The following is a 19017-nucleotide window of genomic DNA, read 5'->3' as shown; positions in this document are numbered from 1 at the left end:
GCACTCGGTGCATCTTCTTGCTCGCAAGCGACTCTCTGGCCACCATCTTGCGGCCCCTTGATCAATAGACTCGCAGGGAATTACCCCCACAAAAAAACCATAGAGAAAATGCAGGGAAAACCAACTTCGGCGATCCCCGTGCCACCGCATCGGCGGATCCGTTTAATGAGTTGGTTTAGTTCTTATTGGTGAACTCGGAAATTCTCCAAGAAACATCGCAAGCTAAGAAAGCGGTCGAACTACCCTACAGCTATCCATGCACTGTTCGATCCAACCTATGCAGGATCTGTTGCCTACGGTGCGAATCCATACGGCTAGTTCGCATACCGTGCAATCGGTCCTGCTACGCTACTCCAAATCCTTTCGCTTCAGTCATCATGTTCCGTTCCATGAACGCCGTGTGCTGGATAAACTCCTCGACTGCCGTCGTGGGAGTTTCGGTTCCACCTACTATGGATGCGAGACATGCCAGCAAGGGCGCATTCTCTACAGCCAGTGCCATGATCGGCACTGTCCCAACTGCGGTTGGCTCAAGCGCAAAGCGTGGCTACAGCAGATTATCGCGTGGAATCTCCCCACCACCTACTACCACACGGTCTTTACCGTCCCGCATGAGCTCAATCCTCTGATCCGAGCCAATCCGAGCGCTGTGTATCAGCTCTTCTTTCGAAGATCGCAAAAGACGTTGCTCGAGATCGCTCAACGAGAATTCGGCTGCAAGCCGGGGATTATTCTCACGTTGCACACTTGGGGGCAGCGCATGCTGACCCATGTGCATATCCACGCCATGATGACCTCCGGTGGCGTCTCGCTCTCCACTGGGGATGCGAGTACCAAACCCTGCTGGATCCCGATCCCTCCGGATGCACCAGGCATCCAAGAAGAAGTCTTAGCAGCCCTCTTTCAAAAGAAGTTCTTACGGGGATTGAAAATCCTCTTCGATCAAGGAAAACTCGACATTCCCCAAGAGATGGAATTCGAAGGGGTTCAAGACCGAGACTCGTTCCATCGGTGGCTTGAGCCTCTAGCGCAAAAGAACTGGAAAGCCGATGCGCAAATCACTCCGGATGAACTGCAAACGCAGTTGGGCTGCGCCCGTTATCTTTCGGACTATATCCAAGGGGCAGCGATCTCCAATGGCCGGATCGCCGAAGACAACGGGACGCACGTTACCATTCGGCAATGGGATTACCGAACCAACAAATCGGTCGAGGAGACCATGGAGGGAGAAGAGTTCGTTCGCCGGTTCTTGCTCCACATCGTTCCGAGCAACGTGCATCGCGTGCGCTATGCAGGTCTCTTTCAAGGGAAAGGGCGCAAGGAGACGCTTCAAAGAGTCCGCTTGCTCTTGGCCAAGCACAATGCTGATTCCCTAGGGAAGCGACATGCGTCGCTTCCCCCATCCGCGAGACTTCAAGAGCTTGAGCTTCCGAAGATCGATAATCGGCCCAAGTGCTTGCGGTGCGGTACGCCGGGGATGCGATTGGAAGGGTATCGCGATCGCATGGAGACTTGGGAGTTCATCCACCGGGTAGAGCATGCGATCGAACAATACTCGAAGGCACCCACCACACTCGATCAATTGATCCGATCGAAAGCACGACTTGAGAGCTTTGCTCCGAAGCAAGGGTTGCTTGGCAACTGGAAGCGGGCACTAGCTGTAAAGGAGCTCTTAGCATGGACGGTTGTACAGTGTTGCAGCGATGACCTGTGTGATGGAGAGAATCTGCAAACCAACGAAGCATCCCTTCGCTTCGGGGCAACCTGCTGTTACGTCTCGGTGAATCTTCCATTACCGGAAATCTAATGATGAATGCTCTCGTTCAGAAACCATCACGTTCGAGCTGCTCGCTACCTCACCTAATCGCATCTCTGTTGCGTGCGAATCAAAGCGAGTTGCCTGAAGGTCCGTCGTTACATGACCTGAAATGGACCAAAAGAAGCACTCGGTGCATCTTCTTGCTCGCAAGCGACTCTCTGGCCACCATCTTGCGGCCCCTTGATCAATAGACTCGCAGGGAATTACCCCCACAAAAAAACCATAGAGAAAATGCAGGGAAAACCAACTTCGGCGATCCCCGTGCCACCGCATCGGCGGATCCGTTTAATGAGTTGGTTTAGTTCTTATTGGTGGACTCGATGATGTCTCGTCTTGTCCCAGATCTTTGCCGGGGCAAATGACTGCGACGGAACGCTCCGAAATGCGATCGATGGTGCAGTCTGAAGACTATCGTCATCTCAGCGTCGGATCAATCGCTCGGTTGGCCGCGCGCTTGGGAAAGGTCTACGCTTGTACTTCGACTTGGTACCGAGCGATTCAAAGTGGAAATTGGATCCGGTCTCGCAAACGCATCTACCCACCGAAACCTCGAATCGGATTACGAGCTACGAAGCCAAATGAGTATTGGCATGTCGACACGACCATCGTTCGATTGCTCGATGGCAGCCGCTTGTACCTTCACGCAATTCTCGACAACTTTTCGCGCCGCATTCTCGCATGGAGATTGAATGACACCTTTGAAACAAGTACGACAGCGGAACTCCTCAAGGAAGCAGCCAAGGCACTCCCCGAAAACACAGTACCCTCTGCTGTCATGGACTCTGGCGTTGAAAACGTGAATGGCTCGGTAAATGAGCTTGTTTCTGATGGCACCATCCAACGTATTCTTGCGCAGGTCGATATTGTGGAATCGAACAGTATGATCGAAGCCTGGTGGCGTCAGCTGAAGCACCAGTGGTTGTACTTGAACGAACTTGATAGTGCGAATTCGGTTCGCAAGTTTGTTGCTTTTTACGTCGAGCAGCACAATTCGGTTGTTCCCCATTTTGCCTTTCAAGGGCAGACACCCGACGAGATGTACTTTGGCACCGGAGCGAAAGTTCCGGTGGACCTTAAAGAGAAGCGAGCAACAGCGAGAACTGCGAGGTTAGCGCACAATCGCGCTCTCAGCTGTGATTTATGCAAAGCAAAAACCAGCGAACCAGCACTTGTATCACTCCAAAACAACACGAGCTAAGCCTTAGGCACCTGCGTCTTGTACCAAGAAAAGAGTGTCACCAAGCGAGCAGCAAGCTCGATGGATGTCTAAAAGACCGTCGCAATCCAGAAAATCGAGTGAGAAGCAGTACACAACGCTGGAGAAAGCCACCAACAGATCACCCGTTTTAACCGAAGTGAGTCCAAGCTCATCGATTGCACGAGTTGGGCCTCAGAGAAACTCTCGCCGCACCATCAACTCGACTAATAGCGCCGAGTTCTCGAACGCTTTTTTCCAGAATGTTCTGCAGCGCCGAAGCGCTTTTTTCCAGAATGTTCTGCAGCGCCGAAGGGCTTCAGAGAAACTCTCGCCGCACCATCAACTCGCCTAATAGCGCCGAGTTCTCGAACGCTTTTTTCCAAAATGTTCTGCAGCGCCGAAGGGCGGTGAGCATCATTGTATGACGAATATTTACTTGTAATTAGGCAAATGGAGTTGCGAGATCTTTTATCAAGTCGATTGAACCAGTATCGATATTGAGTTCACCGACCGCATATTGAACTGTAACATCCCCAGACTCGAGAATTAATTCGCGAGCAAATCGACAGGTCAGTCGTGATGAATCTGACTCAACAAACTGTGATACCCATACTCGACGCGTGTTCGGTGAAGTGAAGCCTAGCGTAACCTCTCCAACAGTCTTTTCCATACGGCCATTGGGCTCGAAAGAACATAAAAGTTGCTTGCCATTTACCAGTGACTCAACTTGGTTGATTGCAACAATTTTTGAACTGCACAATGCAAACGCTACCGCTTCAAAGGGCAGACTCGCTTCAGCATATAATGTTTTCTCTATCGACCGTACAAAGCACCGTTTTCTCCTATCCCCTTTACGAGCAAGAATACAAACAAGAACTCCATTGACGCTGGAATACATCAATCGCTCTATGAATTCACCTTGTCCGAGTGAAATACCAATTGCGTCGAATTCAATCATGATTAATTAGGTCGTGGTGCGTAAGCGTCACATGCAAACTCCTGGTGCACATGTGGGTAAACAGTAAAAACATAACCGTCGCTGCATCTGTATTCACAAAAATCCATCGGCGCCCATTTTCCAGTGAACTCACATAGTTCCCTTTCGTCGTCACATTTCGGCCTGGGTTTTGGAACTGGAACAGGAACTGGAAATGGCTTAGGTTGTGTCGATGTCTGTACAGGCGGATGGTTCGATGGGAAGAAGTAGTAAGCAACCTGCGTCAATCCAGGTTCTAGCCAGTTTTGAGTACCGATAACAGGGGTGGCATAGATGCCGTATCCGAGAATGCCACCGGGCAGAACGGCAACACCAACTGTTGTGGCGAGCCCTCCACTAATGAGGACCGTTCCTCCTCCAGCAGCAGTACTTCCTCCCACGGCAGCTGCAGTTCCACCGCCCGTTGCCGCTGCTCCACCGGAAGAAACGATTCCGATTATTCCCGAACCTGTACCGACGCTACCTCCTATAGTTGTACCTCCCACAAGTGTTGATGTTCCTCCGGAAACTATAACCGTTGTTGTGGATGTTCCGCCGGCTACGATGACGCCACCAACGCCAACAGCTCCCGCCGTAATTACTTCACTTCCGTGAGGGTCTAAAACTACTAACGCATACCCTTGAAATTGTCGGTATAGGCCGAACGGGCTCCCAAAGTACCCGATCGGGTCCCTCCCCATAAACCTTCCTGCCAGTCCACTCATCCACCTCGCCCTAAAGTGATACAGCCCAAGCGACTGATCCCATTCACGTCCCGTGTAGGTGTAGCGATTATTAATCGCGGAACTCGAGAGGACCGAGCCTGAACCATCGAGGATGGTTGGCTGGCCGTAGGCTGTGTAGGCGTAGCGTTCGGCTACGGAGCCCGAAGAAGTGGTTATTGCCGTGATGGAGTACTGCTGGTTGCGGTGGTAGTAGTGAATCGTTCCGCTGGTCCCAGCTGCCTTGCGCACCACCGGTTCGTCGATGTAGCTAGCGTATACGTAACGATGCGTTGGAGAGCTTGGAGCATCCCCGTATCCGTAATCGGCGATCGTCTGCTGGTCATGCTGCACATAGACGAAGGAGCCGGAGGTTCCTTGCCGCGCTACCCTTCGGCCCAGTGCATCGTACTGGAACGTGACATCGTTCGAGCCGTTGTTGTCCACATCGGCGCTCTTGAGCTTGTTGTCGAAGTCATAGCCAACCGACATGGCCACGCCACTGGTCGTGAGCGTCGTAGGCAGCAAGGTAATGTTCCCCTTCACATCCGTCGTGACGTTCTGACCCCCGGCGGTGAGCAGCTCGTGGGTAGGACCGTGGGTGCGATTCTGCGCTGTGCCATTGGTGGTGATGCTGTTCCAGTCACCCACACTGGTAAGACTCCAAGATTGGGTAAACGTTCCGCTAGCACGGGCGAAGCCGGTGAGACGGTCCTCGTCGTCGTAACTGGTGCCTGCTGAAGTAAACCCGTAGTTGCTCATCGTTCCGCCGATGGTTTCCGATGTTTTGTTCTTGTTCGAATCCCAAGTATAACTCAGGTTCCCGATGGATGTACCTGTTCCTCCGTACGAAATTGCCGTTAAGAGGTTATCGCTAGCATAGGTGCGCGATTCGGTGACTCCGTTACCGAGGGTTTCTCCCGTGAGGCGACGGCCATCGTCGTAGGTTCTCGTGCTAATGGTCGAACCATCTAATTTCAGTTGGTTCAGAGCGCCTGTGGCGTGGTAGGTGCGCTCGGAGATCGAACTGTCGGGGTAGGTGACCGTGGTCAATTCCCCTCGGGAATTGTATTCACTGGTAATCGTGTAGGTTTGGCCGCCAATGGTGAGCGCCTCGGTAGCCTTGCGCCCTATTGGGTCAAACGTGTAGGTGACGGTGTTGCTGTAACGGCCGCTCGCGGCCGTGAGCATGCGCCCTGCGCGATCGAAGGTGAAGGTATCCGAATCGGCGATCGTTCCCGTGGGGCTATTGGCTGCCGTTCGGTAATCCTTGGTCGTCATTCTCCCGGCAAGGTCAAACGTGAAGGTGACCGTATCGCCCAATTGGTCCTGTTTGCGTTTAACGCGCCCTGCGTTGTCATACACAAACGTGACGATCCCGTAGCCTGTTTGGCCAGGGGAGGTGCCTGACGTGTGATCTGGGTAGGTTTCTGTGAGTTTGGAGCCTCGAGAGTCATACGTGTAGCTGGTCGTTTGGCTCTCTGCATCGGTGAGGGAGGCTAATTGTCCCAAGGCGGTGTAGGTGAACGACGTGACTGCGCTAATCCGATCGGTGGTCGACTTCCTGCGCCCTCGCGCATCGAAGGTGATGTAAGTATGCTTGTTCTTGGCATCGGTTTGCTTGATCGCGTTTCCGGCTTTGTCGTATTCGGTCTTGGTAACCGCGCTGTTGGTATCGGTTCGTTGGGTATTGCGCCCCAGGGCATCGTAGAGCATGTCCGCGCCCACATTGTTGGGATCGCGAACCGACAGTTGGTTTCCGGCGGCATCGAAGGTCATGGTCGTAACCTTGCCAAGCTGGTCAATGCTGCGCAAGGTGCGCCCTGCCGCATCGGTCCAACTGGCCGTCGTGTTCCCTTGGGGATCCACCGACTTGGTGACTAAGACGGTTCCGTACCCGGACAAGGAAGTGGTCGCGTCGTAGACCGTGCAATTCCAGGTTGCCAGCGTATTGAGGGCTGTTGAGCCGGATCCCCGGTAGTTGTTGAGCTTGCCGCTCATGACCGAGCGCCCTGCGGCATCGGAGATGGTAAAGCTGATTTCGTCTTCTGGGCTAATGACAACGGTTGCTTTCCCAGGAGCGGTGGAACTGAAGGTCACATTGGCTCCTCCGTTGGCTTCTGTGGAAGCCAACTTGGAGATGGCGTTCGAAAGGGAGACGTTAAACGTTCCGGAACCTCCGGTTCCCAGCTTCGAGACCGAGACTCCGGTGGAGTTATCCAATCCAACCCCATCGGCCAAGTTGTCGTCGTACAGATACTGAGTCGTGAGTCCATCGGAGAGCGAGACCCCTCCGATCCCTGCGATGGGGGGATTGGCAGGATCGACGGTACCTCGTGCCGAGAGCCAAGTCGTCTGGTAGATGACGCGCCCGCGTCCGTCGAACTTGGTCGTCGACTCCGAAAGGGTCTTTGCATCGGTGGGATTCGAGAACGATCCCACATGGGTCGACACATCCGATACCTGGATCGTGTGGACTGTGCGACCGTTGGAATCGGTATTCACAATGGTTCCGTGCCCAAGTGGATCGGCGTTGGCCGTCTTCTTTTCGCAGCAGGAGTCTTCGTAGCGCGTCCAGACGTTGCCGCCAAAGTCCGTGCGTGTCGCTTGATGGCCTCCGAGGTCATACGTAAACGATTCGGTGGCTGCGATGGAGGAGCCGGTCGCATCGGTGTGGCTAGCTACCAATCCTCGGCCATTGTAGGTCCAAGTCTCTTTGGCCTTCTGGTAGCCCTCGGTGTCCGAGGAATCGAAGTAACGAGGATGGCGGACTTCGGTAACGTTTCCGGCGAGATCATAAAACGTGTCGGTTCTGGCTTCGATCGATGTGCCGTAGGCGGCTTTCTTCGTTGTCTCACGCCCTTGGCCGTCGTATTCATAGCGAGTCTCCGTGCCGCGACCGTCGATGACTTGCGTCAGCCGGCTCAAATTCTAGCTGGCTGACACTGACAGTCCGGTTAACAGACCTCTCCCAAAATCCACACATGCAGGTGGATTTCCGGATGTTTTTCCGATGCCCGAGAGCAGCCGTATTCAAACTTTGCGGTCGCAACCCGCTACCGAATAGCCTGTATTGTGGTGATTCCAGGGTAGGATTTGTTGATCACAGGTACCTTTGGAACGCGGAAAAGCGGTGATTCGTTTGTTTCGTTTATTGCTTTTGCTGCGAATGGACGATAGAGTTAGTGTGGAGGTAAAAGCCAAATGAGCACTAATCTGAATGATTTCCCAGATGCAGTATCCCCCAAGTCGTGACGACGAAGAACTTGCGATGGCTTCGAGCAGAAGCATTGCCAGAATCGTTTCCAGTAAGTCAGACTCGCCACTAAGTTTGCGGGTCAGTACACAAAACGGGGATGAGACGGTGGTGTCCGTACCGGCATCAGCATTTAAGTTGCTTGGGGACATCCTAAACGAGATGGCGAAAGGCAACGCTGTAACGCTGATCCCTGTGCATGCGGAGTTAACGACTCAGCAAGCTGCAGAATTGCTGGGCGTATCGCGGCCTTTCATTGTTGAGCAGCTTGAAAAGGGAAACATCCCTTTCCGAAAAGTTGGAACGCATCGCCGAGTTTTGTTCAGAGACTTAATGGAATACAAACGGTCGATGGATCGTAAGCGACTAGAGTCGCTGGATGAATTGGCGGCAGAAGCGCAAAAGCTGGGCTTGGGATACTAATCGTGACGCAGTTCACCGTCGTCTACGATGCCTGCGTGCTGTACCCGGCAGCGCTTCGCGACTTTCTCATGCATCTAGCGATCACGAATCTGTTTCGAGCTCGATGGACCGACATGATTCACGACGAGTGGATTCGCAACGTGCTGAAAGATCGCCCCGACCTCGAGGCGAGCCAACTTGACCGAACCAGGCAACTCATGGATGCCCACGTGTTCGACTGTTTGGTGACAGGGTATGAATCGCTGATACCATCTCTGTCGTTGCCTGACGAGGACGATCGGCATGTGTTGGCAGCAGCAATTCGCTGCGGCGCAGATTCCATAGTCACCTTCAACATAAAGGATTTTCCCAAGAGCGCCCTCGAACCGTATGGGATAGAAGCACTTCATCCTGACGAGTTCGTATTGTCACACATGGGCCTTGCGCCGAACCTTGTTTGCGCAGCTGCTAAGAACGTGTTTTGAAATTGCATTGAATTGAAAAGATCGCTACGGCTCAGGAAGCGAAAAAGTTTCCCGGACTACAAGGAGCCGTAGCGATCATGAGTGGAATGGATTATCCAAGTTGCCTATCCGACAAGCAATGGCAGTTGATTCAAAAAGTACTTCCCCACGCCAATCAGCGAGGACGAAAACGAATCGATCGGAGGAGAATCATCAATGCCATTCTTTATGTCTGCCGCACAGGGTGCCAGTGGCGATTTCTTCCCAAAGAGTTTCCCCACTGGAACACGGTCTACGGGGTATTTCGCCAGTGGAAGCTTGACGGAGTTTGGCTGGCAATCCATGAACTCCTCCGTAACGCAGTTCGTAAAGCAACGGGCAAAAAAACAGCACCTACGGTCGGAATCATCGACAGCCAATCGATTAGGACTGCCGAGGGTGGTGAAACCCGTGGCTACGACGCCGGAAAGAAGATCACAGGGCGTAAGCGACATATCCTCGTTGATACACTGGGGGTGCTTTTGATGGTTGTTGTCCACCGCGCTGACGTCCAGGACTTTGATGGAGGATCGATTGTTATGCAGGGTATCCGCAGCCTCTATCGCAGACTTAAGATCGTGTTCGCCGATGGCGCTTACGGGAAGGGTGGCCTTCCACAGCTGCTGAAAGAAAAGGAAGGACTTCAGTTGCAAACCGTGTTACGACCGATAGATGCGAAAGGTTTCCAAGTACTGCCAAAACGATGGATTGTCGAACGTACATTCGCGTGGATCAATCGAAGACGACGCTTAAGCAAAGATTACGAACGACTTGCAGACACGAGCGAAACAATGATCTACATCTCCATGATCGATTTAATGTCTCGCCGATTGTCTAAAACGTAGAAAACGCAATTTTAAAACACGTTCTAAGAAACGAGATAGCATCCCCACAAGTTTTCTCGAAGAAAGCCGTATGCAACCCAACGCTTCTTAGATCAATTGGCGCTCCCCATCCGTAATAGTAGTGATAGATAAACCCTGCAGTTGTCCAAGACAGCCCAAAAGGATCAACGCGATCTCCTAAATTCGAATCTAAAAATTCATATAAATTCGAAGGGCTTCCCTCATACCCGATCGGATCCCTACTCATGAACCTTCCTGCGAGCCCACTCATCCACCTTGCACGGAAGTGGTACAGCGCAAGCGTCTGATCCCATTCACGCCCGGTATACGTGTAGCGATTGTTGATCGCCGAACTGGAGAGGACCGAGCCTGATCCATCGAGGATCGTTGGCTGGCCATAGGCGGTGTAGGCGTAGCGTTCGGCTACGGAGCCTGAAGAAGTGGATACCGCGGATATGGAATACTGCTGGTTTCCTTGGTAATGCCAAGTGGCAGTGGTGGCTTCGGTTGGGGACGGACCAACGCTGGCGTTGATGGAAGGTACATGGAAGCACTGCAAAGAAGCGATAGCAGGTTCGGTGCAACCGAAGGTTACATTTGGCTCTCCCGTGCGGGGACGCGGGTAGCGGGGCTCTTGGGCAGTTGCAATGGTGGCGTTTTGGGGGTGCATGGTGGCTATTGTAACCCATCTCAATAACCCATGCAGCGTTTCGAATCGAGGATGTCATCTTCGAGGGCGCGTCGCGCGGAACGTTCGTGGTTATCTGGCTTCCTTTGGCCTCGGGCTTGGGGGAGAAGGGCTGGGCGTGAGTGGGAGAATGTGCAATATAAGAAACGTAGTTCGATACTCGGAACGGGTAATAAACTCATCCGGTGCTATGCCTTACGCTTCGTGATCATTTCTAGGTTGATCGCATCTTTCCAGCCATATTTTCTTTCGTCCCTACCGGGACTGTCGCGATGATTGTGCGCGTACCCAGCCTTGAAAGGCTGGGCTAGTGTCTGCCGTCCCTACCGGGACTAAGAGCACAGTGCCATCGGGCAATCAGGACGTTACCCGAAGGTGGGCGCCTCCTATTTCTCATCATTCTTCCTCAGCGATTCTCCGCAATCTCCGCGGTTAATCCCTCTCCTCCCCGCTGGTTTCGAGCTCTACCTGCGACTAATCGCTCTCGCTGTTGGATATGCAATCGGTGATGGTCAACCGCGGATGAAGCGGAGGATCGCGGGGTGGGGCCCGTGTTGTTGGTGACAAGGCGTACTTTTTAAAGCGATTGTTAAAGGCCCCTATGAAGTGGATGTCTCCTATTCATGAGCGAATCGTAGGAGAGAGAGAACCCTTAGAACCTAGACCGCATTTTTATTGGCTCATTTCATCGATTGCATATAAACCCAAGGGGAACCGCAAAAATGAGTCCAAGGTACCGAGAGCAAACATGGACATTGCTAGAATGCAAAGTGCAGCGTCTTGAGAAAGCAGGAACCCTAATCTCCACTCATTCACACTAATCAAGAACCGCGACCATCTTGCTGCCATTCCTTATTAGTGGTGATTAGTGACGATTAGTGTTCTGTTCCCATGCAATCCTAAGAGTTGCCGTCAGTTTGGGATTCAATTCGTTCAGCGTCGAGAAGAACAGCTTGCGTGATCCGATGCGCTCCGACCACTGGCGGTTGATGTTGGCGTAGTAGCTCTTGAGTGCGGGGCCAGTCCAAGTCTCTTTGTCGAAGTGCTTGCCTGGAGTTTCGTACTCCTCCTGAACCTTGACCAGATCGGGCTCACAGCGCTCATCGATCCATCCGTACTCCCGTGAGATCTGCTCCCGAGGGGCATTCGCTACAGCGACCAAGTACTTCACCGGCTTGGGTAATGACAGGTTCACTGGCATGAAGGCGGATTCGACTCGCTCCCACGCTTCCCACATCGCGACGCTTCCGCGGGGGCTGTCTGCTTGTACCGCTGCAGCTCGCATCCACCGAGCAAACTTCAGTGCGAAGTCGTCGAGAGCCATCACAACGCGTTTGGCTTTGTCTTCGACTTCGCGTCCATCGTCAGCCGATGCGTCAATCAATCGCTGCCACTCGAGGCGGAGAGATTCGCTGATTCCCTTCACAACTATGCCGTCGAAAGCAATGTTGGGGGTATCGGCCTGGCTCCATGCTTGCAGGGCCTTTTGCGTTCGTTTGAATTGGTCAGAGAGTTCTTTGAGATAGATCTTGGCTGTGGACACGTCGAGGGTACTCCAGGGGTTCCACGGTAACATGGTGAGTCAGTGGGGCTATCCTGGGAATCCAACCTTATTGGTCAATAGCAAGGTTGGAACCTCGTGGACTCCAGTCAACGGGAGTGACTTTTCAGACCGCCAGAAGGATCAATACACTGTTCGATGACTGGAGACACGCAGCGCATCTTAAGACCTGCTCATCTTCGTTGAACCGCCGTATGCGGACCCGCACGTACGGTGGTCTGTGCAGGGTGACCGGCAACGTGCATCCTTACCCGGTTACATGTTATTGGCAGTTATGGTATTACCTTTTCTTCGCCGTCTTTGCCTGTCGTTTTAAGAAGACATCCATTTCTTCCGCCAACGACTTCTGTAGACAACTTGCCATTGCCAGTTGTACGAGATAGGCCAATTGCGCCACCAACTGCATATGCTTCGATAGATGCAGAATTGATTCGGTCATCATTCTTCAGGTAGAGTCCTGCCCGCTGGTTGTTGGCCGTTATTACCGCAGAAGAGCGTCCGTCAGATTCGTTGAGTCGCAAATATGCACCGGTGCCCATAACCTCCAGTTTTCCAGCTACCTTTCCATCTTTTCCGATAAGTTGAAACTCATTTGCTCGAACGACATTTGGAGTATCGTTGTTCGGAGCTGCCGCAATACAAACCAGAGCAATCGCAACAACTGCGGTCGCAATGCGCCAACGTTTGATCTCCGATTCGAGACGATGTAAACGGAACGTAACTTCAGTTGCTTTATCCATTCGTATTCTCCAATGGTCAAATAAAGGATGGGAGTGTAAGCACTTATTATGTAATAACCGGGTTCAGCGGGCAGGTGCATGGATAAACTCTAGCCAGACCACTTGAATAGGCCGCTCCGTTGCAACCCTATGTTCCGTCTATTTGATTGGCTCTACAAGGATCATGATAAATGTGGGTTCTTTTGATGATTGTGACAGAAGAAACTTCGGCATATTCTCTGAGACGACGGTATCAGCGGTCAGAGTAATTTGCGAAAACTCTAGCGGTACGTTCTTATCATCAGGCTCTAGCCCAGCTCGGACCGCACTATATTGCAATCCTACAGCGTGCGTTTGGTTTTCTCTTGAGTTTATTTCAATCGTCACTTTGGTGCCCGTGGGCACCTGATCGTATGTAGACTGGGTCTTTCCAAGTCGAGTAACGGTGGATATTACTCGACTAACCGCCTTTTCAAATGCAAAGCTTACTTTCTTACCTTCGACTGTATCGAAGACTAGTTTTTCGTTGATCACTACTTTCCCAAGTTTGTTTAGGCCCCTGAGATCATCAAGGGTCTTAATGCCCTCAATCTCTACATCTTCTGCGAGACGGATTTCGCCTACCGTTGCCTTTATCCGACGCGGCTCGGTAGATGATTTCTCTTGGGCTCTTAAATCGAGCCCAAGAAAGCACATAAGCAAAACAAGAATCAATGTCATGCGCATTTGCGTTATCCTCCTGGTGGAACTAGTAATTTTACGGCGCATGCGCCGGAAAACAAAACCTCTATTGTAGCCAATGCGACTAACAGAATGGGCTTTGAAACCCTTTGAGTTGTACCTCACCGTCCAAGGTGTGAAGTTGCTCAATGCCAAGGAATTTTCCCTTAATGCGACCGTAGGTTATTCTCAGGCAGAACTTATGGGGTTAGGGACGTTGCCGCGGCTCGCCGTAGGTCGTGTGGTGTAATGCGACGACGGGCCTGGGATTACCGAACAGCGTCCCGAAAAATCCGGCGCTGAGCCCTCATTCGATGCCTTGTCGTAGTGCAACTCAATTCCAGTCGCCGATCCAATGTTCGATTCGCTATCATTCATGGACTTCGTCGACGACGAACGGATTCAAAGCATGGGTTACTTGAGATCGCCCCCTGTCAGTCGTCTTCCAAATCTCGCGCGTTGGGTAGCCTCGGATGGGCGAGCAGGTTTGGGACTTCGTCGCGGAACGACATGTTGAGCGTTCGAAGCACCTTGCGGCAATGCTCGACGATGGTTTCGCCGATGCCTGGAGTTCTTCGCAGTTCCGATTCGGTGGTCCCTGCGAGCGATCGCACGCTGACGAATCCGAGGTTGTAAAGCAGATCCGCGTATCGGACATCCAATCCTTGATAGGAGTGGTGACCTGGCGCGTTGCTCCAGTCTTCGATGTTTATGGCTGTCTGCCGACAGAGAAGCTACGTTCTGCTTGCCGAAAGCATGGAAGCTTGTAGCCGGTGTTTGAGCACAAGCGACATCACCGGTCTATCGCAATGGGATTTCGCATCCTGGCAAGGAGGCCAGCTGCTCCCTGAATCGCTTTCATCCCTCCCGGGATACGTGACTTCTTTTGTAACCAACCCGGGGTGGCGCTAGCTTACCCCGGGCTAATAGCTGAAGTCCTTTCAGGACATAACCGCGGCAGAAAGTTGTTCCCCATTTTGCCTTCCAAGGTCAGACACCCGACGAGATGGTCCTTGAGACCGGAGCGAGAGTTCCGGTGGACCTTAAAGAGAAGCGAGCAACAGCGAGAGCTGCGAGGTTAGGGCTCAATCGCGCTCTATCGTGTGATCGATGCAACGCAAGAGAAAGCGAAACATCGCATGTCGCGATCCAAACCAACACGAGCTAAACCTTATTTAAGTGCGTCTTGTACCAAGAAACAAGTGTCACCAAGCGAGCAGCGAGCTCGATGGATGTCTGATTGAAAGTCGCAAGCCAGAAAATCGATTGAGAAGCAGTACACAAAGCTGGAGAAAGCCACCAACCGATCACCTATTTGCACCGAAGTGAGTCCAGGTTCATCGATTGCACGAACTGGGCCTCAGAGAAAATCTCGCCGCACCATCAACTCGCTTAATAGCGCCGAGTTCTCGAACACATTTTTCCAGATTGCTCTGCAGCGCCGGATTGCTATGCCTTACGCTTCGTGATCATCTCTAGGTTGATCGCATCTTTCCAGTCGTATTTTCTTTCGTCCCTACCGGGACTGACTCGATGATTGTGCGCATACCCAGCCTTGAAAGGCTGGGCTATTGTCTGCCGTCCCTACCGGGACTAAGAGCACAGTGCCATCGAGCAAGCAGGACGTTACCCCAAAAGGGTGGGCGCCTCCTATTTCTCATCCTGGGAACGGGTAATAAACGGATCCGGTGCTATGCCTTACGCTTCGTGATCATCTCTAGGTTGATCGCATCTTTCCAGCCGTATTTTCTTTCGTCCCTACCGGGACTGTCGCGATGATTGTGCGCATACCCAGCCTTGAAAGGCTGGGCTATTGTCTGCCGTCCCTACCGGGACTAAGAGTACAGTGCCATCGGGCAATCAGGACGTTACCCGAAGGTGGGCGCCTCCTATTTCTCATCCTGGGAACGAGTAATAAACGGATCCTGTGCTATGCCTTACGCTTCGTGATCATCTCTAGGTTGATCGCATCTTTCCAGTCGTATTTTCTTTCGTCCCTACCGGGACTGTCGCGATGATTGTGCGCATACCCAGCCTTGAAAGGCTGGGCTATTGTCTGCCGTCCCTACCGGGACTAAGAGCACAGTGCCATCGAGCAACCAGGACATTACCCCAAAAGGTTGGCGCCTCCTATTTCTCATCCTGGGAACGGGTAATAAACGGACCCGGTGCTATGCCTTACGCTTCGTGATCATCTCTAGGTTGATCGCATCTTTCCAGTCGTATTTTCTTTCGTCCCTACCGGGACTGTCGCGATGATTGTGCGCATACCCAGCCTTGAAAGGCTGGGCTATTGTCTGCCGTCCCTACCGGGACTAAGAGCACAGTGCCATCGAGCAACCAGGACATTACCCCAAAAGGTTGGCGCCTCCTATTTCTCATCCTGGGAACGGGTAATAAACGGATCCGGTGCTATGCCTTACGCTTCGTGATCATCTCTAGATTGATCGCATCTTTCCAGCCGTATTTTCTTTCGTCCCTACCGGGACTGTCGCGATGATTGTGCGCATACCCAGCCTTGAAAGGCTGGGCTATTGTCTGCCGTCCCTACCGGGACTAAGAGCACAGTGCCATCGAGCAACCAGGACATTACCCCAAAAGGTTGGCGCCTCCTATTTCTCATCCTGGGAACGGGTAATAAACGGATCCGGTGCTATGCCTTACGCTTCGTGATCATCTCTAGGTTGATCGCATCTTTCCAGTCGTATTTTCTTTCGTCCCTACCGGGACTGACTCGATGATTGTGCGCATACCCAGCCTTGAAAGGCTGGGCTATTGTCTGCCGTCCCTACCGGGACTAAGAGCACAGTGCCATCGGGCAATCAGGACGTTACCCGAAGGTGGGCGCCTCCTATTTCTCATCCTGGGAACGAGTAATAAACGGATCCTGTGCTATGCCTTACGCTTCGTGATCATCTCTAGGTTGATCGCATCTTTCCAGTCGTATTTTCTTTCGTCCCTACCGGGACTGTCGCGATGATTGTGCGCATACCCAGCCTTGAAAGGCTGGGCTATTGTCTGCCGTCCCTACCGGGACTAAGAGCACAGTGCCATCGAGCAGCCAGGACATTACCCCAAAAGGTTGGCGCCTCCTATTTCTCATCCTGGGAACGGGTAATAAACGGACCCGGTGCTATGCCTTACGCTTCGTGATCATCTCTAGGTTGATCGCATCTTTCCAGCCGTATTTTCTTTCGTCCCTACCGGGACTCAGAGCACAGTGCCATCGAGCAATCAGGACGTTACCCGAACGTGGGCGCCTCCTATTCTTCATCATTCTGCCTCCGCGCATCTCCGCAATCTCCGCGGTTGATCCCTCTCCTCCCCGCTAGTTTAGTGCTCCACCTACGACTAATCGCTCTCGTTGTCTGGGTATGCAATCGGTGATGGTCAACCGCGGATGATGCGGAGGATCGCGGAGTGGGGCCCGTGTTGTTGGTGACAATGCGTAACTTTTTAAAGCGATTGTTAAACGCCTCGATGAGGTCGGTGCCTGATATTCCATGAGCGAATTGTAGGAGGGAGAGAACCCCTAGGACCTAGACCGCATTTTTATTGGCTCATTTCATCGATTGCATATCAACCCAAGGTTAACAGCAAAAATGAGTCCAACGTACAGAGAGCAAACATGGACATTGTTGGAATGTAAAGTGCAGCGTCTTGAGAAAGCAGGAACACTAATCTCCACTCATTCGCACTGATCAAGAACCGCGACCATCTTGCTGCGATTCCTTATTAGTGGTGATTAGTGACGATTAGTGTTCGGTTCCCATGCAATCTCAGGAATCGATTGGGCTGCTCGCAACCATTGATCGCGAGCATGTCGATGAAGCCCTTCTAGTGGTTGCGCCGCACGTTACTTGAAAAGAGCCCACGGGGTTCTTTACGCCTGGACAGGTGACCATTTTTCTGGTGGGTATGCAGAGGCAGGGACCGGCCTCAAGCTGAAGTCGGAATTTGGCAAGTACCACGACATCAGGAGAGTTCGCGATCGAGATCCATTTTCCTTCTCCGGAATCGAATGGCGCCGATGCAGGTGCATCCCAAAGCGACTAGTAACGCGGCGCCCGGCTCGGGAACGGAGGACAGTCGAAAGCGGATGTTGTCGTAATAGACCGAGTTCGGCGCGACCGGTGTTCCTCCTCGGAATCGGAACGACCGAAAACCTGGCAGATCCGGATCTCGTGTTAGTTGCATCGTGGCGTACCCGAAGTTCGTTCCCCCACCCGGCAAAGAGCCTTGCCAGCCGGCGCTCTCACCCGTCAATCCTGGTCCCACGAACCCTTCGAACACCAAGGAATCGAAATCTCCCCCGAAGTCTCCCGCATCCATGAAAAAGGCCGCGACAGGTCGACTTAGCTCAATCTGGAAATGATCGTCGAGGTACACCCCGTTGTTGCCGTTGAATGGACTTAGGCTTCCATTGAGGAACGGATTCACTCCCGGTGAATCGATATCGAATGTCGCACCCGAGGTTCTCGTGATCGTGATCGTCAATTCGGGCTTCACGTACGTCAGTGATGTGACTCCTGCAATCCCCTGCTTGTCCTCAAAGTCGAAGGGAAGTCCGCCCGGATCAAGGAAGATTTGCCAAGCAGTAGAAGCCACATAGCTGCGGCGACGAGCAATGTCTTGTTCATTTCTTGGTGAAGCTTGTGGGGATGAGACTTCGAACTCAGGTTGGTCTGGCGACAGACCGGAGTTCTCGTCTGGAGGGGATGGATGGGGTTGATCGACTCAACCCCTCGCCGTACTTCCGATGACCAAAATGTCGACATTCTACACCGCGATGCGATTGGTCTGGCATCATGGTAAAGTCTCACCCACCCAATTGCGAACAAAAAAGGACCATGATTGCGGAGTCAATTCGTATGCTCCACTCAGGCTCATTGCGGCGTTTGCGATGGATCGCCACTCGGTCGAGCGATCATCGCGATTTGCATGTATGGGAGCTTGATTCAAGCCATACGATCGATCGAGGATTGCGCTGAGTGCGCAATAGGGATCGCGGCTGGGAAGTGGCAAACCGCATGGTCATCCTCGCGGATTTCCATTGCGCGCAAGGGCTTGCGCCATCGGTGTCTTGCTAAGGGGGAGAGCTTGGGCTTAGCGGTGAAGGTGTGCGGCCGCAGCGGCGACACGGAGGCACGCGAGGAGGGCGAGGGCGGACTCTTCTCCTTTGTTGCCGACATTGCCGCCACTTCGTTGGATGGCTTGTTCCAAGCTATTCACGGTGAGGAGGCCGAACGCGACGGGTTTGTTGTGGTCCAAGGAGAGTTGCATGAGTGCCATGCTCACGGCTCGGTTGATGTGTTGGTCATGGGTCGTTTCCCCGCGAATGACAGCGCCGAGGGCGATGGCGCCGCGGCAGGTCCGCTCGCCGAGGAGTTGCTGGACTCCGAAGGGGAGTTCCCATGCTCCTGGCACCGGGACGATCAAGATGTCTTCATCTTTGATTCCCGCTTCCAGGAGGGTGCTGACGGCTCCGTCTCTCAGTTTGCCGGTAATGTGATCGTTGTATTCAGAAACGACGATGGCGATGCGATGCGCTTCGATGCCTTGGGTGTTCACGCTATGTGCGAGATCAAGTGTTTGTGGCATAGCTTGG

General features: G+C 52.8%; 15 protein-coding genes. 6 read left to right on the top strand and 9 right to left on the bottom strand.

All coding sequences use genetic code 11. The features are described from left to right. Positions 1-277 precede the first annotated feature (277 nt). Both VN12_RS10325 and VN12_RS10320 read left to right on the top strand, forming a co-directional pair. Positions 278-1807 (top strand): transposase, encoded by a 1530-nt coding sequence (locus tag VN12_RS10325; RefSeq protein ID WP_168164323.1) that lies wholly within the window; start codon positions 278-280, stop codon positions 1805-1807. Positions 1808-2177: 370 nt separating this feature from the next. Next, positions 2178-3017, top strand: a complete 840-nt coding sequence (locus VN12_RS10320; protein ID WP_146676737.1) for a DDE-type integrase/transposase/recombinase — start codon at positions 2178-2180, stop codon at positions 3015-3017. Positions 3018-3459: 442 nt separating this feature from the next. Here VN12_RS10320 and VN12_RS10315 read toward each other — a convergent pair whose 3' ends face one another. Together VN12_RS10315 and VN12_RS10310 are read right to left on the bottom strand one after the other, a co-directional pair. Then, positions 3460-3975, bottom strand: a complete 516-nt coding sequence (locus VN12_RS10315) for a hypothetical protein (protein ID WP_146676736.1) — start codon at positions 3973-3975, stop codon at positions 3460-3462. A gap of 2 nt (positions 3976-3977) precedes the next feature. Then, positions 3978-7643 carry an RHS repeat-associated core domain-containing protein gene (locus VN12_RS10310; protein ID WP_146676735.1) on the bottom strand — a complete coding sequence of 1222 codons (3666 nt, stop codon included), beginning with the start codon at positions 7641-7643 and terminating at the stop codon, positions 3978-3980. 343 nt (positions 7644-7986) lie between these two features. Between VN12_RS10310 and VN12_RS10305 the strand changes: the two genes are divergently transcribed. The 3 genes from VN12_RS10305 to VN12_RS10295 all read left to right on the top strand — a co-directional run bounded on the left by VN12_RS10305 (position 7987) and on the right by VN12_RS10295 (position 9721). Then, on the top strand, positions 7987-8394 hold the full coding sequence (locus VN12_RS10305) for a helix-turn-helix domain-containing protein (RefSeq protein WP_240491391.1): 408 nt from the start codon (positions 7987-7989) through the stop codon (positions 8392-8394). A gap of 2 nt (positions 8395-8396) precedes the next feature. Then, positions 8397-8858, top strand: coding sequence for a PIN domain-containing protein (locus tag VN12_RS10300; RefSeq protein ID WP_205855244.1), 462 nt, complete (start codon positions 8397-8399; stop codon positions 8856-8858). Positions 8859-8935: 77 nt separating this feature from the next. After that, the gene (locus tag VN12_RS10295; protein ID WP_146676601.1) at positions 8936-9721 is read left to right on the top strand and encodes an IS5 family transposase; all 786 of its coding nucleotides are present in this window, start codon (positions 8936-8938) and stop codon (positions 9719-9721) included. Here the strand turns inward: VN12_RS10295 and VN12_RS10290 are convergent. From VN12_RS10290 to VN12_RS10275, 4 genes are all read right to left on the bottom strand, one after another. Beyond that, positions 9711-10391 (bottom strand): RHS repeat domain-containing protein, encoded by a 681-nt coding sequence (locus tag VN12_RS10290; protein WP_146676732.1) that lies wholly within the window; start codon positions 10389-10391, stop codon positions 9711-9713. The genes VN12_RS10295 and VN12_RS10290 overlap by 11 nt on opposite strands. An 883-nt stretch (positions 10392-11274) precedes the next feature. Further along, the gene (locus VN12_RS10285; protein ID WP_168164322.1) at positions 11275-11985 is read right to left on the bottom strand and encodes a hypothetical protein; all 711 of its coding nucleotides are present in this window, start codon (positions 11983-11985) and stop codon (positions 11275-11277) included. 257 nt (positions 11986-12242) lie between these two features. After that, complete coding sequence (locus tag VN12_RS10280; protein WP_146676730.1) at positions 12243-12710, bottom strand: hypothetical protein; 468 nt, start codon at positions 12708-12710, stop codon at positions 12243-12245. A 138-nt stretch (positions 12711-12848) separates the two neighbouring features. Further along, positions 12849-13415: a hypothetical protein gene (locus tag VN12_RS10275; RefSeq protein ID WP_146676729.1), complete on the bottom strand. Its 567-nt coding sequence runs from the start codon at positions 13413-13415 to the stop codon at positions 12849-12851. Positions 13416-13488: 73 nt separating this feature from the next. Here VN12_RS10275 and VN12_RS25785 point away from each other — a divergent pair, with 73 nt between their 5' ends. Then, entirely contained in the window at positions 13489-13659 is a 171-nt protein-coding gene (locus tag VN12_RS25785; RefSeq protein WP_168164321.1) for a hypothetical protein, read from the top strand. A gap of 184 nt (positions 13660-13843) precedes the next feature. On the opposite strand, the gene VN12_RS10270 is transcribed toward VN12_RS25785, so the two are convergent. From VN12_RS10270 to ribH, 3 genes are all read right to left on the bottom strand, one after another. Beyond that, complete coding sequence (locus VN12_RS10270) at positions 13844-14071, bottom strand: hypothetical protein (protein ID WP_146676728.1); 228 nt, start codon at positions 14069-14071, stop codon at positions 13844-13846. A gap of 3313 nt (positions 14072-17384) precedes the next feature. Further along, positions 17385-18017 (bottom strand): PEP-CTERM sorting domain-containing protein, encoded by a 633-nt coding sequence (locus VN12_RS10260; RefSeq protein WP_146676727.1) that lies wholly within the window; start codon positions 18015-18017, stop codon positions 17385-17387. A 498-nt stretch (positions 18018-18515) separates the two neighbouring features. Then, on the bottom strand, positions 18516-19010 hold the full coding sequence (gene ribH / locus VN12_RS10255; RefSeq protein ID WP_146676726.1) for a 6,7-dimethyl-8-ribityllumazine synthase: 495 nt from the start codon (positions 19008-19010) through the stop codon (positions 18516-18518). Positions 19011-19017 lie beyond the last annotated feature (7 nt).

The sequence above is a fragment of the Pirellula sp. SH-Sr6A genome, from assembly GCF_001610875.1.
In the GTDB taxonomy this organism is placed as follows: domain Bacteria; phylum Planctomycetota; class Planctomycetia; order Pirellulales; family Pirellulaceae; genus JBKCUI01.
Note: the sequence above shows the minus strand (reverse complement) of the source record. Positions and strands in the feature narration are given on the sequence as shown.

Coding starts and splice junctions, on each gene's coding strand:
- VN12_RS25785 (WP_168164321.1), top strand. CDS start 13,489: ATGCGACTAACAGAATGGGCTTTGAAACCCTTTGAGTTGTACCTCACC.
- VN12_RS10320 (WP_146676737.1), top strand. CDS start 2,178: ATGACTGCGACGGAACGCTCCGAAATGCGATCGATGGTGCAGTCTGAA.
- ribH (WP_146676726.1), bottom strand. CDS start 19,010: ATGCCACAAACACTTGATCTCGCACATAGCGTGAACACCCAAGGCATC.
- VN12_RS10295 (WP_146676601.1), top strand. CDS start 8,936: ATGAGTGGAATGGATTATCCAAGTTGCCTATCCGACAAGCAATGGCAG.
- VN12_RS10280 (WP_146676730.1), bottom strand. CDS start 12,710: ATGGATAAAGCAACTGAAGTTACGTTCCGTTTACATCGTCTCGAATCG.
- VN12_RS10285 (WP_168164322.1), bottom strand. CDS start 11,985: ATGTTACCGTGGAACCCCTGGAGTACCCTCGACGTGTCCACAGCCAAG.
- VN12_RS10275 (WP_146676729.1), bottom strand. CDS start 13,415: ATGCGCATGACATTGATTCTTGTTTTGCTTATGTGCTTTCTTGGGCTC.
- VN12_RS10290 (WP_146676732.1), bottom strand. CDS start 10,391: ATGCACCCCCAAAACGCCACCATTGCAACTGCCCAAGAGCCCCGCTAC.
- VN12_RS10325 (WP_168164323.1), top strand. CDS start 278: ATGCAGGATCTGTTGCCTACGGTGCGAATCCATACGGCTAGTTCGCAT.
- VN12_RS10315 (WP_146676736.1), bottom strand. CDS start 3,975: ATGATTGAATTCGACGCAATTGGTATTTCACTCGGACAAGGTGAATTC.
- VN12_RS10305 (WP_240491391.1), top strand. CDS start 7,987: ATGGCTTCGAGCAGAAGCATTGCCAGAATCGTTTCCAGTAAGTCAGAC.